Here is a 13,463-nt window from a genome sequence, read left to right as displayed (position 1 = left end):
GCATGACCGCACTGGATGTCGACGCCATCCGCGCTGACTTTCCCATCCTGAAGCGCGTGATGCGCGGCGGGAAGCAGTTGGCGTACCTGGATTCCGGCGCGACGTCGCAGCGCCCGCTGCAGGTGCTCGACGCCGAACGCGAGTTCCTGATCACCTCCAACGGCGCGGTGCATCGTGGCGCGCACCAGCTGATGGAGGAGGCGACCGACGCCTACGAACAGGGCCGCGCCGACGTCGCGGCGTTCGTCGGCGCCCACGCCGACGAGCTGGTCTTCACCCGCAACGCCACCGAGGCGCTCAACCTGGCGTCATACGTGCTGGGCGACAAGAGGTTCGACCGGGCGGTGGGTGAGGGCGACGTGATCGTCACCACCGAGCTGGAGCACCACGCGAACATCGTGCCCTGGCAGGAGCTGGCCCGTCGCAGCGGCGCCACGCTGCGCTGGTTCGGCGTGACCGACGACGGGCGCATCGATTTGGATTCGCTGGAGCTCGACGAACGCGTGAAAGTCGTTGCCTTCAGCCATCATTCGAACGTGACCGGCGCGGTGGCACCGGTGGCGGAACTGGTCAGCCGCTCTCGCGCCGTCGGCGCCGTCACCGTGCTGGACGCCTGCCAGTCGGTGCCGCACGAGCCGGTCGACCTGCACGCGCTCGGCGTCGACTTCGCCGCCTTCTCCGGCCACAAGATGTTGGCCCCCAATGGGGTCGGCGCGCTCTACGCCCGGCGCGAGGTGCTGTCGCAGCTGCCGCCCTTCCTCACCGGCGGGTCGATGATCGAGACGGTGACCATGGAGGCGTCGACGTACGCCCCGGCGCCGCAACGATTCGAGGCCGGCACGCCGATGACGTCTCAGGTCGTCGGGTTGGGCGCCGCCGCGCGCTATTTGAGTGCCATCGGCATGGACGCGGTGCGCGCGCACGAGCGCGATCTGGTCGCCGCGACCCTCGAGGGCCTCGCAGACATCGAGGGTGTGCGGATCGTCGGGCCGACCGTCATGGAGAACCGCGGCTCGCCAGTCTCTTTCGTCGTCGACGGCGTGCACGCGCACGACGTTGGGCAGGTGCTCGACGACGACGGTGTCGCGGTGCGCGTGGGGCATCACTGCGCGATGCCGTTGCACCGCCGGTTCGGCGTGGCGGCCACCGCCCGGGCGTCCTTCGCCGTGTACAACACCGCCGACGAGGTCGAGCGGTTGGTGGCCGGCGTGCGGCGCGCGCTGGAATTCTTCGGGAGAGACTGACCGTGCGCCTGGAGCAGATGTATCAGGACGTGATCCTGGATCACTACAAGCACCCCCAGCACCGGGGGCTGCGGGAGCCGTTCGGCGCGCAGGTTTCCCACGTCAACCCGGTCTGTGGCGACGAGGTGACCCTGCGCGTCGCGCTGTCCGACGACGGTCAGCGCGTCGCGGACGTCTCCTATGACGGCCAGGGCTGTTCGATCAGCCAGGCGGCCACCTCGGTGCTCACGCAGCAGGTGATCGGTCAGACCGTGCCCGAGGCGCTGAAGACCGTCAGCGCGTTCACCGAGATGGTGTCCTCGCGCGGCACGGTCGAGGGCGACGAGGACGTCCTGGGCGACGGGATCGCGTTCGCCGGGGTGGCCAAATACCCGGCCCGGGTGAAATGCGCCCTGCTGGGGTGGATGGCGTTCAAGGACGCGTTGGCCCAGGCTTGCTCGGACACGGGCGCGGACTTCGAGGAGGAGAAAGATGAGCGAGACCGCCGCACCGGATGACGAATTCATTGCCGACCTCGAGGAGGCGATGCGCGACGTCGTCGACCCCGAATTGGGCATCAACGTCGTCGATCTCGGGCTGGTCTACGGGCTCAACGTGGAAGAGGGCAACGACGGAACCGTCGCCCTGATCGACATGACGCTGACCTCGGCGGCCTGCCCGCTGACCGACGTCATCGAGGACCAGTCCCGCAGCGCGCTGGTCAGCAGCGGTCTGGTCGACGACCTGCGGATCAACTGGGTGTGGAACCCGCCGTGGGGCCCGGACAAGATCACCGAGGACGGGCGCGAGCAACTGCGTGCCCTGGGCTTTACCGTCTAGATCGGCGGCGACCCGCTGCGCCCGGCTTCCGATCGTCGCGAGGCCCTAGCGGCGACCCGCCGCGCCCGGCTTCGCCGCGCTTGCGATCGCCGCTAAGCCCGATGGCGGCGACCCGCTGCGCCCGGCTTCGCCGCGCTTGCGATCGCCGCTAAGCCCGATGGCGGCGACCCGCTGCGCCCGGCTTCGCCGCGCTTGCGATCGCCGCTAAAGGTGGAAGGGCAGGTGTGGCAGGTGCAGATGGTGGTGTGGACGCCCCATCGGCGGGCACTGTTCCAGGCTGATGGTCGTCGCCTGCAGCGCGCCGCCGTCGTTCGTCCCCTGGGCTCCCATGCAGGTGCCGTTGGTGATCGCCTGGGTGTTGCTGATCGTCTGCTTCTTGTAGGACGTCGCGTCGTTGACCGTCACCGTAGTGGGGCCGCTGGGGCCAAGCCCGTTGACGGCGATCGTGTTGCCCGACACCGACGCGACCGTGCCGTAGAAGCCGGCGGGCGGCGGGCACTTGCCATCGACGGCCGACGTGATCATGACGGTCTGCGCAGTGACACCGGCGGCCGGTGAACTTTGCGGGGTGGCCCGCACGTTCACACAGCTGCCCGGGGTGACATCGGGCAGCTTGGCCGGGGCCACCTGGAAGACGGGTGTCGCCGGGGCGAAGTCCACCGTCGCCGAGCCGCTGCGCGTTCTGAGCTGAATCTTGTCGCCGGCCACCGACTGGACCATGCCCTCGACGTAGTCCTTGCCCACGGGCGGGGGCGCCGGGGGCGGCGGCGCCGCGCTCGGCGGCGGGCTGGGCGGGACCGCTGTCGGCACCGACGGCTTGGCGGCATTGCCGGTATCGGTATGGCTCGAACGGCACATCGCGACGCTGAGGATGATGACCGCGACGACGGCGACGAGCGCCATCCGAGCCAGCCGGGTGTTGTTCACCGACATGGCTGGCATCGTCACAACTCCGTTCGCGTTGGCCGTCGCCAACGGGTACCCGGGCGGGCGCGGTTTTCACCACCGCGCCCGCCCGTTGTGACGGTAATCTCAGCGGCTTTGTTAGCCGCCCTGCCCGGGCTGCTTGGGTTTGCCGCACTTGCCGTCATTGGCCTGCCGCACGTTGATGCTGGTCGCCTGCAGCGTGCCGTTGTCCATCGTTCCGCGAGCCCACAGGCACTTACCCTGCGCGATCGCGTCGGTGGTCGCGGACGCCTGCTTGCTGTACTTGGTCTTGTCGTCGACCGTCACCGCGGTCTGGGTGGTGTTGCCACCAGGGTCGGTGCCCGTGACGTTGATGGTGTTACCCGACACGGACGCCACCGAGCCGCGCACCGGCGCCGGCTTGGGGGCCGGGGCGGGCGAGCCGGGGGGCGGCGGGGTCGACGGACCCGGGCCGGAGCCCTGGCCCGCCGGCTTGGCCGGGCAGGCGCCGTTGACGGAGGGGCTGACCTTCACGGACGCCGCGGTGACGGGCTGGCCGCCCTGGGCTTCCTGGGTGGGCCGCACGGTCACGCAGCTGCCGGAGGTGACGTCGGTCAGCGCGGCGGGCGTCGTTTCGGTGACCTTGGTGGTCGAGGTGAAGTTCACCGCGGCGGTGGAGTTGTCTTCCTTGGTGACCTGCACGGAGTTGCCCGCCACCGACGCGATCAGGCCACTGACCCGTGCTTCACCGTTGGCCGGAGCCGGCGACGTGGTCGTCGAGGTCACTACCGAGGTAGACGTCGAAGTCGACGTCGTCGGGCTGGCTTTGTTGGACGAGCTGCACGCGGCGAGCGACAGCGCGGTGACCCCCGCGGCCGTGAGGACCGCTAACCGGGTGAGCGGAGGCGTCGGACAACTGGCAGGCATCGAGGTTTTCTCCAATCGTGGTGGGACCCAACGCCAATGGGTATTACCAGTTGGAGCTGTAGCTAACCTGTGTGTAATGCGGTCTGGTCAAAACGCCTGTTCGGGCACGCGCATGACCTCGTCGTCGATCGACTCGATGACTTGGCGCAGGGACGTGAGCTTGGGCAGCATGTTCTTGGCGAAGAACGCCGACGTCGCCACCTTGCCCCGGTAGAACGCCGCGTCTTTCCCGTCCGCGCCCGCCAGCGCCGCCTGCGCGACCCCGGCCTGCACCAGCAGCCGCCAGCCGATGAGCAGGTCGCCGACCGCGAGCAGGTACCGCACCGATCCGAGCCCCACTTTGTAGATCTCGGTGGGATGTTGCGCGGCGGACATCAGGTACCCGGTCAAGGCGCCCGTCATCGCGGTGACCTCGTCGAGCGCGGTCTGCAGCAGCTCGGCCTGCGGTTTGAGCGCGTCGTCGCACGCATCGATCGTCGCGGTGATCTGAGCGGTCACGAACTGCAGGGCCTGCCCGCGGTCGCGGACGATCTTGCGGAAGAAGAAGTCCAGCGCCTGGATGGCCGTGGTGCCCTCGTAGAGCGAATCGATTTTGGAGTCCCGGATGTACTGCTCCAGCGGGTAGTCCTGCAGGAAGCCCGAACCGCCGAGCGTCTGCAGTGACTCGGTCAGGATCTCGTAGGCCCGTTCCGAGCTGACGCCTTTCACGATCGGCAGCAACAGGTCGTCCACGCGGTGCGCCATGTCGTGGTCGGCACCCGAAACATGTTGGGCCACGGCGTCGTCCTGGTGCGCTGCCGCGTACATGTAGAGCGCCCGCAACCCCTCGGCGTAGGCCTTCTGCGTCATCAGGCTGCGTCGCACGTCGGGGTGGTGGATGATGGTGACCCGCGGTGCCGTCTTGTCGGACATTTGCGTGAGGTCGGCGCCCTGCACCCGCTCCTTGGCGAACGCCAGCGCGTTCAGGTAGCCCGTGGACAACGTGCCGGCCGCCTTGACGCCGATCGTCATGCGCGCGTGCTCGATCACTGTGAACATCTGCGCGATCCCGTTGTGCACGTCACCGACGAGGTAGCCGACCGCGGGCAGATCCGTAGCGCCGAACGTCAGTTCACAGGTGGGCGAGGACTTGATCCCCATCTTGTGCTCCACCCCGGTGACGAAAACCCCGTTGCGGGGCCCGAGTTCGAACGTCTCGGGATCGAAAAGATACTCGGGCACGTAGAACAAGCTCAGTCCCTTGGTGCCCGGGCCCGCGCCCTCCGGGCGGGCGAGCACGAGGTGGAAGATGTTGTCCGCGGTGTTGCCCACGTCGCCGCCCGAGATGAACCGCTTGACGCCCTCGATGTGCCAGGTGCCGTCCGGTTGCGCGATGGCCTTGGCGCGGCCGGCTCCGACGTCGGAGCCCGCGTCGGGCTCGGTGAGGACCATGGTGGCCGCCCAGCCCCGCTCCACACCCTCGGCCGCCCAGCGCCGCTGTTCTTCGTTGCCCTCGACATACAGGGCCTGGGCCATCAACGGTCCGAGGCTGAAAAAGTTCGCGGACGGGTTGGCGCAGATGATCATCTCGTTGACGCCCCACGCCAGCGGCGGCGGCGCGGCCATGCCGCCGATCTCTTCGTCGAGCATCAGTCGCCACCAACCGGCCTCTTTGATCGCCTGCACCGTTTTGGCCAGTTCGGGCGCCACGCTGATCGTGTGGGTGGCCGGGTCGAAGACCGGCGGATTGCGGTCGGCGAAGGCGAAGGACTCGGCCACCGGACCTTCGGCCAGGCGCGCGGCTTCGTCGAGAATTGTCCGCACCGTCTCCGCGTCGAGGTCGCTGTAGCGTCCGGTGCCCAGCACGGCGCCCATGTCGAGCACTTCGAACAGGTTGAACTCAAGATCACGGACGTTAGCGATGTAGTGGCCCAACGCGATTCCTCACTGGTCCCTTGACGCGGCGGATCGTCCGCTCAGTGTCTCCGACGTGGGAAAACGTACGCAACCGTAACCTACGAGGGGGCGCCGGCGGGTTACGCGGCGGTTGCGGTGGGGAAAAAGCGGGTGCAGCGGCCCGAGGCAAACTCGGCCGGCTTCCCGACCCGGGAACACCACGGTTGGCCCCCGCGTTACCCAAAACGTGACCACACTCGATCTCACCGCCGAGAAGTTCAACGAGACCATCGAGGGCAACGACATCGTGCTCGTCGACTTCTGGGCCTCCTGGTGCGGGCCATGCCGCCAGTTCGGGCCCACTTTCCAGGCCTCCGCGGAGAAGCACCCCGACATCGTGCACGCCAAGGTCGACACCGAGGCCGAACAGCAACTGGCCGCCGCCGCCCAGATCCGGTCCATCCCCACGCTGATGGCCTTCAAGAAGGGCAAGCTGCTGTTCAACCAGGCCGGGGCGCTGCCGCCGGCGGCGCTGGAAGACCTGGTCCAGCAAATCAGGGCCTTCGACGTCGACGCGGCCGAGGCCGGCCAGGCCGAATAGCTCCGACATCGCGGCAAAGGCAGGGCGGGGCCGGCTCACGCGCTAGGTTGCTTGGGTGAGTCTGGTACTGGTAGAGCACCCGCGGCCCGGCGTCGCGCTGATAACCCTCAATCGGCCCGAGCGAATGAATTCCATGGCGTTCGACGTCATGGTGCCGCTGAAAGAGTCCCTGGAGAAGGTCAGGTACGACAATTCCGTGCGCGTGGTCGTCCTGACTGGGGCGGGGCGCGGATTCTCCTCGGGGGCGGACCACAAGTCCGCAGGCTCGGTGCCCCACGTCGAGGGACTGACCCGCCCCACGTACGCGCTGCGCTCCATGGAGGTCCTCGACGAGGTCATCCTGGGGCTGCGACGCCTGCACCAACCCGTGATCGCCGCGGTCAACGGCCCGGCCATCGGCGGGGGGCTGTGTCTGGCGTTGGCCGCCGACATCCGGGTCGCCGCGACCGGCGCGTATTTTCGCGCGGCCGGCATCAACAACGGCCTGACCGCCAGCGAGCTGGGGCTGAGTTACCTGCTGCCCAGGGCCATCGGATCGTCGCGGGCATTCGAAATCATGTTGACCGGTCGCGACGTCACCGCCGAGGAGGCCGAGCGGATCGGACTGGTGTCGTGCCAGGTGCCCGACGAGCAACTGCTGGACACCTGCTACGCCATCGCCGCCCGGATAGCGGCGTTCTCGCGGCCGGGCATCGAATTGACCAAGCGCACACTGTGGAGTGGACTGGACGCCGGTAGCCTGGAGGGGCACATGCAAGCCGAAGGCTTGGGTCAGCTGTTCGTCCGTCTGCTCACCGCCAACTTCGAAGAAGCGGTTGCCGCGCGCGCGGAGCGACGCCCCGCGGTTTTCACCGACGACAAGTAGCCACGACATGAGGGAGTAGATGTGATCACGGCCACGGACCTGGAGGTCCGCGCTGGTGCGCGCATCCTGCTCTCACCCGACGGGCCGGACCTGCGCGTGCAGCCCGGCGACCGCATCGGACTGGTGGGGCGCAACGGTGCCGGCAAGACGACCACCCTGCGCATCCTGGCCGGGGAGACCGAACCGTACGCTGGGTCGGTGGTCCGCGCCGGCGAAATCGGTTATCTGCCACAGGATCCCAAAGAGGGGGACCTCGACGTGCTGGCCCGCGACCGGGTGCTGTCCGCGCGCGGCCTGGACGTTTTGCTCACCGACCTGGAGAAGCAGCAGGCATTGATGGCCGAGGTCGCCGACGACGACGCCCGAGATCGCGCCATTCGCCGGTACGGGCAGCTGGAGGAGCGATTCGTCGCGTTGGGCGGCTACGGCGCCGAGAGCGAGGCCAGCCGCATCTGCGCGAGCCTGGGATTGCCGGACCGGGTGCTGACGCAGAAGCTGCGCACGCTGTCGGGCGGCCAACGCCGCCGAGTGGAGCTGGCGCGGATCCTGTTCGCCGCGTCGGAAGGCGGAGCCGGTGCTTCGGGTTCAGAGACCACCCTGCTGCTCGACGAGCCCACCAACCACCTGGACGCGGATTCGGTTGGCTGGCTGCGTGATTTCCTGCGCGCCCACACCGGCGGGCTGGTGATCATCAGTCACAACGTCGAGTTGCTCGCCGACGTGGTCAACCGGGTGTGGTTTCTCGACGCCGTGCGCGGCGAGGTCGACGTCTACAACATGGGTTGGCAGAAGTACCTCGACGCCCGGGCCACCGACGAGCAGCGCCGTCGCCGCGAGCGCGCCAACGCCGAACGCAAGGCCACCGCGCTGCGCACGCAGGCCGCGAAGCTGGGCGCCAAGGCCACGAAAGCCGTTGCCGCCCAGAACATGTTGCGCCGCGCCGACCGGATGATGGCCGCGCTCGACGAGGAACGGGTCGCCGACAAGGTCGCCCGCATCAAGTTCCCCACCCCGGCCCCGTGCGGGCGTACCCCGTTGGTGGCCAAGGGATTGAGCAAGTCATACGGGTCGCTGGAGGTGTTCACCGGCGTGGACCTGGCCATCGACCGCGGCTCGCGGGTGGTGGTCCTGGGGCTCAACGGCGCCGGCAAGACCACGCTGCTGCGACTGCTGGCCGGCACCGAGGAGCCCGACACCGGCGGCCTGGAGCCCGGACACGGCTTGCGCATGGGCTATTTCGCGCAGGAGCACGACACCCTGGACAACGACGCCAGCGTGTGGGAGAACATCCGGCACGCCGCGCCCGACACCGGCGAGCAGGATCTGCGGGGCCTGCTGGGCGCGTTCATGTTCAGCGGACCCCAGCTCGACCAACCGGCGGGCACCCTGTCTGGCGGGGAGAAGACGCGGCTCGCGCTGGCCGGGCTGGTCGCGTCGACGGCGAACGTCCTGCTGCTCGACGAACCGACGAACAACCTCGATCCCGCCTCGCGCGAACAGGTGCTCGACGCGCTGCGCAGTTACCAGGGCGCGGTGGTGCTGGTGACCCACGATCCGGGAGCGGCCGAGGCGCTCGACCCGCAGCGCGTCGTGCTGCTGCCCGACGGCACCGAGGACTTCTGGTCCGACGAGTACCGGGACCTGATCGAACTGGCCTGACTCTTCGCCGAATCGGCCCGCGGCGGGCACAACCACACCGCGCGGTCCCCGGGGTGTAGCGCCGGTCGCGGCGCACCTATCGCTGCGGCCCAGAGTCGTTGCGGCGCACCGATTTCTCCACCAGGTCGAGCACCGCGGACAACCGCCCCGGGTCCTCGCCTGAGGCCAGCCGCGCCACCAGGCCGTCGAGCACCAACTCGAGATAGCACTGCAAGACGTCGCCGGGAACGTCGTCGCGCACCCGATGCGCCTCCTTCTGCCTGCGCAACCGATCGGTCGTCGCCGCCGCCAGTTCCGCGGACCGCTCCGCCCAGCCGCGGCTGAACTCGGGGTCGTTGCGCAGCTTGCGTGCGATCTCCAGCCTGGTGGCCAGCCAGTCGAACTGGTCGGGCGCGGCGAGCATGTCGCGCATCACCTGGATGAGCCCCTCGCGCGACGCCACGTCGGCCATCCGCTCGGCGTCCTCATGTGCCAGCGCGAAAAACAGTGCGTCCTTGTCGCGGAAGTGGTGGAAGATCGCGCCACGCGACATCCCGATGGCCGTCTCCAGCCGCCGCACCGTGGCCTTGTCGTAGCCGTATTCGGCGAAGCAACGGCGGGCGCCGTCGAGGATCTGGCGGCGGCGAGCCGCCAGATGGTCCTCGCTGACTTTAGGCACAGGCGGCGACGGCTATGACTTGAGCATGTTGCGCAGCACGTACTGCAGGATGCCGCCGTTGCGGTAGTAGTCGGCCTCCCCGGGGGTGTCGATGCGCACCACCGCGTCGAACTCGACGGCGTCCTTGCCATCCTTTGTGGCCTTGACGTGCACCGTCTTTGGCGTCTTGCCGTCGTTGAGCGCCTCGATGCCGGTGATGTCGAACACCTCGGTGCCGTCCAGCCCCAATTCCTTCGCGGACTTGCCTTCGGGGAACTGCAGCGGGATCACGCCCATGCCGATCAGGTTCGAGCGGTGGATGCGCTCGAACGACTCGGCGATCACCGCCCGCACCCCCAGCAGCAGCGTGCCCTTGGCCGCCCAGTCACGTGAGGAACCGGAGCCGTACTCCTTGCCGCCCAGCACCACCAGCGGAATGTTCTGCGCCGCATAGTTTTGCGCCGCGTCGTAGATGAACGCCTGCGGAGCGCCGTCCTGGGTGAAGTCGCGGGTGTAGCCACCCGAGACGTCGTCGAGCAACTGGTTGCGCAGCCGGATGTTGGCGAACGTGCCGCGAATCATCACCTCGTGGTTACCGCGCCGGGAGCCGAAGGAGTTGTAGTCCTTGCGTTCGACGCCGTGCTCGTCAAGGTACTGCGCGGCCGGGGTGCCCGGCTTGATGGCACCCGCGGGGGAGATGTGGTCGGTGGTCACCGAGTCGCCCAGCAGCGCCAGCACCCGCGCACCCGTGATGTCACCGACGGGCTCAGGCTCCGCTGCCATCCCCTCGAAGTACGGGGGCTTGCGCACGTAGGTCGAATCCTGGTTCCACTCAAAGGTGTCGCCGCTTGGGGTGGGCAGGTTACGCCACCGCTCGTCGCCCTTGAACACGTCCGCGTAGTTCTTGGTGAACATCTCCTGGCTGATCGCCGAGGCGATGGTGTCCGAGACGTCCTTCTGCGACGGCCAGATGTCTTTCAAGAAGACGTCGTTGCCGTCCTTGTCCCGACCGAGCGGCTCGGACTCGAAGTCGAAGTCCATGGTCCCCGCCAACGCGTAGGCGACCACCAACGGCGGGGACGCCAGGTAGTTCATCTTCACGTCGGGGTTGATCCGGCCCTCGAAGTTCCGGTTGCCGGACAGCACCGCGGACACCGACAGGTCGTTGTCGTTGATGGCCTTGGAGATCTCGTCGGGCAGCGGGCCGGAGTTCCCGATGCACGTCGTGCAGCCGTAGCCGACCAGGTAGAAGCCGAGCTTCTCCAAATAGGGCCACAGGCCGGCCTTGTCGTAGTAGTCGCTGACCACCTGCGAGCCCGGCGCCATCGAGGTCTTCACCCACGGCTTGGACGTCAGCCCCTTCTCGACGGCGTTGCGCGCCAGCAGCGCCGCACCCAGCATCACCTCGGGGTTCGACGTGTTGGTGCACGACGTGATGGCGGCGATCACCACCGCGCCGTGGTCGAGCTCGAACTCGCCGCGGTCCTCCGAGCGCACCCGCACCGGGTTGCTCACCCGGCCTTTGGCATGTGCCGCAGCGGATTCGAACTTCGGAGCGTCGTCAGCATGGCCGTTCTCCAGCGCCCCGGGGTCGCTGGCCGGGAAGGACTCGTCGACCGCCTCGTCGAGCTTGGAGTACTCCTTCTTGTCGGGGTCGTCGCCGACGTAGTCGCCGATCTGCGCGCGGAACGTCGACTTCGCGTCGGACAACGCAATTCGGTCCTGCGGACGCTTCGGTCCGGCGATCGACGGCACCACGTCGGACAGGTTCAGTTCGAGGTACTCGGAGAAGGCCGGCTCGTGCTTGGGGTCGTGCCACATGCCCTGCTCTTTGGCGTACGCCTCGACCAGCGCGAGCTGCTCTTCGGAGCGGCCGGTGAACCGCAGGTAGGAGATGGTCTCCTCGTCGATCGGGAAAATCGCTGCGGTGGAACCGAATTCGGGGCTCATGTTGCCGAGAGTGGCGCGGTTGGCCAGCGGCACCTCGGCCACACCCTCGCCGTAGAACTCGACGAACTTGCCGACCACGCCGTGCTTGCGCAGCATCTCGGTGACGGTCAGCACCACGTCGGTGGCGGTGACGCCGGCCTGGATCTCACCGGTGAGCTTGAACCCGACGACGCGCGGGATCAGCATCGACACCGGCTGACCAAGCATCGCGGCCTCGGCCTCGATGCCGCCGACGCCCCAGCCGAGCACGCCCAGGCCGTTGACCATCGTGGTGTGCGAGTCGGTGCCCACGCAGGTGTCGGGGTAGGCCACCCCGTCGCGCTCCATGACCACGCTCGCCAGGTATTCGATGTTGACCTGGTGCACGATGCCGGTGCCCGGCGGCACCACCTTGAAGTCGCGGAAAGCGCCCTGGCCCCAACGCAAGAACTGGTAACGCTCCCCGTTGCGCTGGTACTCGATCTCGACGTTGCGCTCGAAGGCGTCGGCGGCGCCGAACAGGTCGGCGATCACCGAATGGTCGATCACCAGGTCGGCCGGGGCCAGCGGGTTGACCTTCTCCGCCTTGCCGCCGAGGTCGCCGATCGCCTCGCGCATGGTGGCCAGGTCGACGATGCAGGGCACGCCGGTGAAGTCCTGCATCACCACGCGGGCGGGGGTGTACTGGATCTCGATGCTGGGCTCGGCCTTGGGATCCCAGTTCGCGATGGCCTCGATGTGGTCTTTGGTGATGTTGGCGCCGTCCTCGTTGCGCAGTAGGTTCTCGGCGAGGACTTTGAGGCTGTAGGGGAGTTTCTCGGTGTTGGGTACGGCGTCGAGACGATAGATCTGGTAACTCTTGTCGCCGACCTTGAGGGTGTCGCGTGCTCCGAACGAGTTCACAGAATCTTCTTTACTCACTTCAACTCCCAAGGATTAAGTTCTTCCGCCGACGGGCCGTGTCGGCGGTGCGATGCTACTTTAACAGTACGCTTGTCCTGCATTACGGCGGGGCGCCCGTAGGTTCAGTCTTGTCGCCTTCCGCGGCGGTTTAAACCCCCCGGAGTGGACTCTCTCGGGAGCGCCTCGTTCGGCTGCTCGGGCGTGGCTCCAGGGCACGCTCTCGAGATATAAAACTCGCACACCCGCATCGGCGCGTCGTGTGCGTGCTTTATGTGTCGCGAGGCAAGCGCGGCTCGCGGCTTGCCCGCCCGCCGCGCGGGCGATCGCGAGCCCGCCTCGCGTACGGTGCCTGTAGCACTAGTCAGGGAGGCCACATGACCGGGCACGAATCCTTCGTCCTGCCGCTCTACATTCCGCAGGACGTCGACATGGCCGCGATCAAGGCGCAGGTCGCAGCCGACGGTGTCAGCGCGCCGGCCGCGGCCCTGCCCGGCCTGCTCGACGTGGTCAACCAGGCGCGCGCGCACGGCATCAACCTCAAGATCGTGCTGCTCGATCACAACCCACCAAACGACACCCCGCTGCGCGACATCTCCACCGTGGTCGGCGCCGACTACCACGACTCGACGGTCCTGACGCTCAGCCCGAGCTACGTCGGCAGCTACAGCACGCAATTCCCGCGGGTCACGCTGGAGGCCGGCGAGGACATCGCCAAGACCGGCAACCCGGTGGTCTCCGCGCAGCATTTCGTGGGCGAGCTGGAGGGCCACGAGTTCCCGTGGACGGGGCTCACGATCTTCCTGCTGATCGCGGTCTTCGCGGCCGCCGTCGGCACCCGCCTCCTGCAGGTCCGCGCCAGGCGGTCAGCAACTCCGCCGGACTCGGCCGGGGCGCAGGAAGTAACCCCGACGAATACGGGCTAGCACGCTTTCCGGCGCGTCACCTCCCGCCGGTCCCCGAGTGAATGTGCCGCCGCGGCAAACCCGGCAGGTCACCGTTCGGTCACATTAAACGCACGCAGAGAGTGCGATTTGTGTGGGGCGTTTGCACGCCCAATAGTGTGACGTACGGTGCAAATGATGCTGGTGTTGTCTTTGG

General features: G+C 67.9%; 12 protein-coding genes. 7 read left to right on the top strand and 5 right to left on the bottom strand.

The genetic code is table 11. From position 1 onward, the window contains the following. Positions 1 to 2: 2 nt before the first annotated feature. The 3 genes from ACEL92_RS16025 to ACEL92_RS16015 are packed head-to-tail and all read left to right on the top strand — an operon-like array spanning position 3 to position 2,063. Complete coding sequence (locus ACEL92_RS16025; protein WP_374021715.1) at positions 3 to 1,244, top strand: cysteine desulfurase; 1,242 nt, start codon at positions 3 to 5, stop codon at positions 1,242 to 1,244. Beyond that, positions 1,241 to 1,741, top strand: coding sequence for a Fe-S cluster assembly sulfur transfer protein SufU (gene sufU, locus ACEL92_RS16020; RefSeq protein WP_374026240.1), 501 nt, complete (start codon positions 1,241 to 1,243; stop codon positions 1,739 to 1,741). Before ACEL92_RS16025 ends, sufU begins: the two co-directional genes overlap by 4 nt. Beyond that, positions 1,716 to 2,063, top strand: a complete 348-nt coding sequence (locus ACEL92_RS16015; RefSeq protein WP_374021714.1) for a metal-sulfur cluster assembly factor — start codon at positions 1,716 to 1,718, stop codon at positions 2,061 to 2,063. Before sufU ends, ACEL92_RS16015 begins: the two co-directional genes overlap by 26 nt. Positions 2,064 to 2,267: 204 nt before the next feature. Here the strand turns inward: ACEL92_RS16015 and ACEL92_RS16010 are convergent, their stop codons facing one another. The 3 genes from ACEL92_RS16010 to ACEL92_RS16000 all read right to left on the bottom strand — a co-directional run bounded on the left by ACEL92_RS16010 (position 2,268) and on the right by ACEL92_RS16000 (position 5,810). Further along, on the bottom strand, positions 2,268 to 3,005 hold the full coding sequence (locus tag ACEL92_RS16010) for a DUF5666 domain-containing protein (RefSeq protein ID WP_374021713.1): 738 nt from the start codon (positions 3,003 to 3,005) through the stop codon (positions 2,268 to 2,270). 102 nt (positions 3,006 to 3,107) lie between these two features. Further along, positions 3,108 to 3,755: a DUF5666 domain-containing protein gene (locus ACEL92_RS16005; protein ID WP_374021712.1), complete on the bottom strand. Its 648-nt coding sequence runs from the start codon at positions 3,753 to 3,755 to the stop codon at positions 3,108 to 3,110. A gap of 228 nt (positions 3,756 to 3,983) precedes the next feature. Beyond that, on the bottom strand, positions 3,984 to 5,810 hold the full coding sequence (locus tag ACEL92_RS16000) for an acyl-CoA dehydrogenase (protein WP_374021711.1): 1,827 nt from the start codon (positions 5,808 to 5,810) through the stop codon (positions 3,984 to 3,986). A gap of 208 nt (positions 5,811 to 6,018) precedes the next feature. Here ACEL92_RS16000 and trxA point away from each other — a divergent pair, with 208 nt between their 5' ends. The 3 genes from trxA to ACEL92_RS15985 are packed head-to-tail and all read left to right on the top strand — an operon-like array spanning position 6,019 to position 8,896. After that, positions 6,019 to 6,372: a thioredoxin gene (gene trxA / locus ACEL92_RS15995; protein WP_374021710.1), complete on the top strand. Its 354-nt coding sequence runs from the start codon at positions 6,019 to 6,021 to the stop codon at positions 6,370 to 6,372. 55 nt (positions 6,373 to 6,427) lie between these two features. Then, on the top strand, positions 6,428 to 7,237 hold the full coding sequence (locus ACEL92_RS15990) for an enoyl-CoA hydratase (protein WP_374021709.1): 810 nt from the start codon (positions 6,428 to 6,430) through the stop codon (positions 7,235 to 7,237). A gap of 21 nt (positions 7,238 to 7,258) precedes the next feature. Next, positions 7,259 to 8,896: an ABC-F family ATP-binding cassette domain-containing protein gene (locus ACEL92_RS15985; RefSeq protein WP_374021708.1), complete on the top strand. Its 1,638-nt coding sequence runs from the start codon at positions 7,259 to 7,261 to the stop codon at positions 8,894 to 8,896. A 76-nt stretch (positions 8,897 to 8,972) separates the two neighbouring features. Here the strand turns inward: ACEL92_RS15985 and ACEL92_RS15980 are convergent, their stop codons facing one another. Then, complete coding sequence (locus tag ACEL92_RS15980) at positions 8,973 to 9,554, bottom strand: TetR/AcrR family transcriptional regulator (RefSeq protein ID WP_374021707.1); 582 nt, start codon at positions 9,552 to 9,554, stop codon at positions 8,973 to 8,975. A gap of 12 nt (positions 9,555 to 9,566) precedes the next feature. Further along, entirely contained in the window at positions 9,567 to 12,383 is a 2,817-nt protein-coding gene (locus tag ACEL92_RS15975) for an aconitate hydratase (protein WP_374021706.1), read from the bottom strand. Positions 12,384 to 12,739: 356 nt separating this feature from the next. Between ACEL92_RS15975 and ACEL92_RS15970 the strand changes: the two genes are divergently transcribed. After that, positions 12,740 to 13,288, top strand: coding sequence for a DUF6676 family protein (locus ACEL92_RS15970; RefSeq protein WP_374021705.1), 549 nt, complete (start codon positions 12,740 to 12,742; stop codon positions 13,286 to 13,288). The last annotated feature ends 175 nt before the right edge of the window (positions 13,289 to 13,463 follow it).

Source organism: Mycobacterium hainanense (assembly GCF_041890355.1).
GTDB classification, from domain to species: domain Bacteria; phylum Actinomycetota; class Actinomycetes; order Mycobacteriales; family Mycobacteriaceae; genus Mycobacterium; species Mycobacterium hainanense.
The sequence above is the reverse complement of the archived record's forward strand: the minus strand, read 5'-3'. Positions and strand labels throughout refer to the sequence as shown.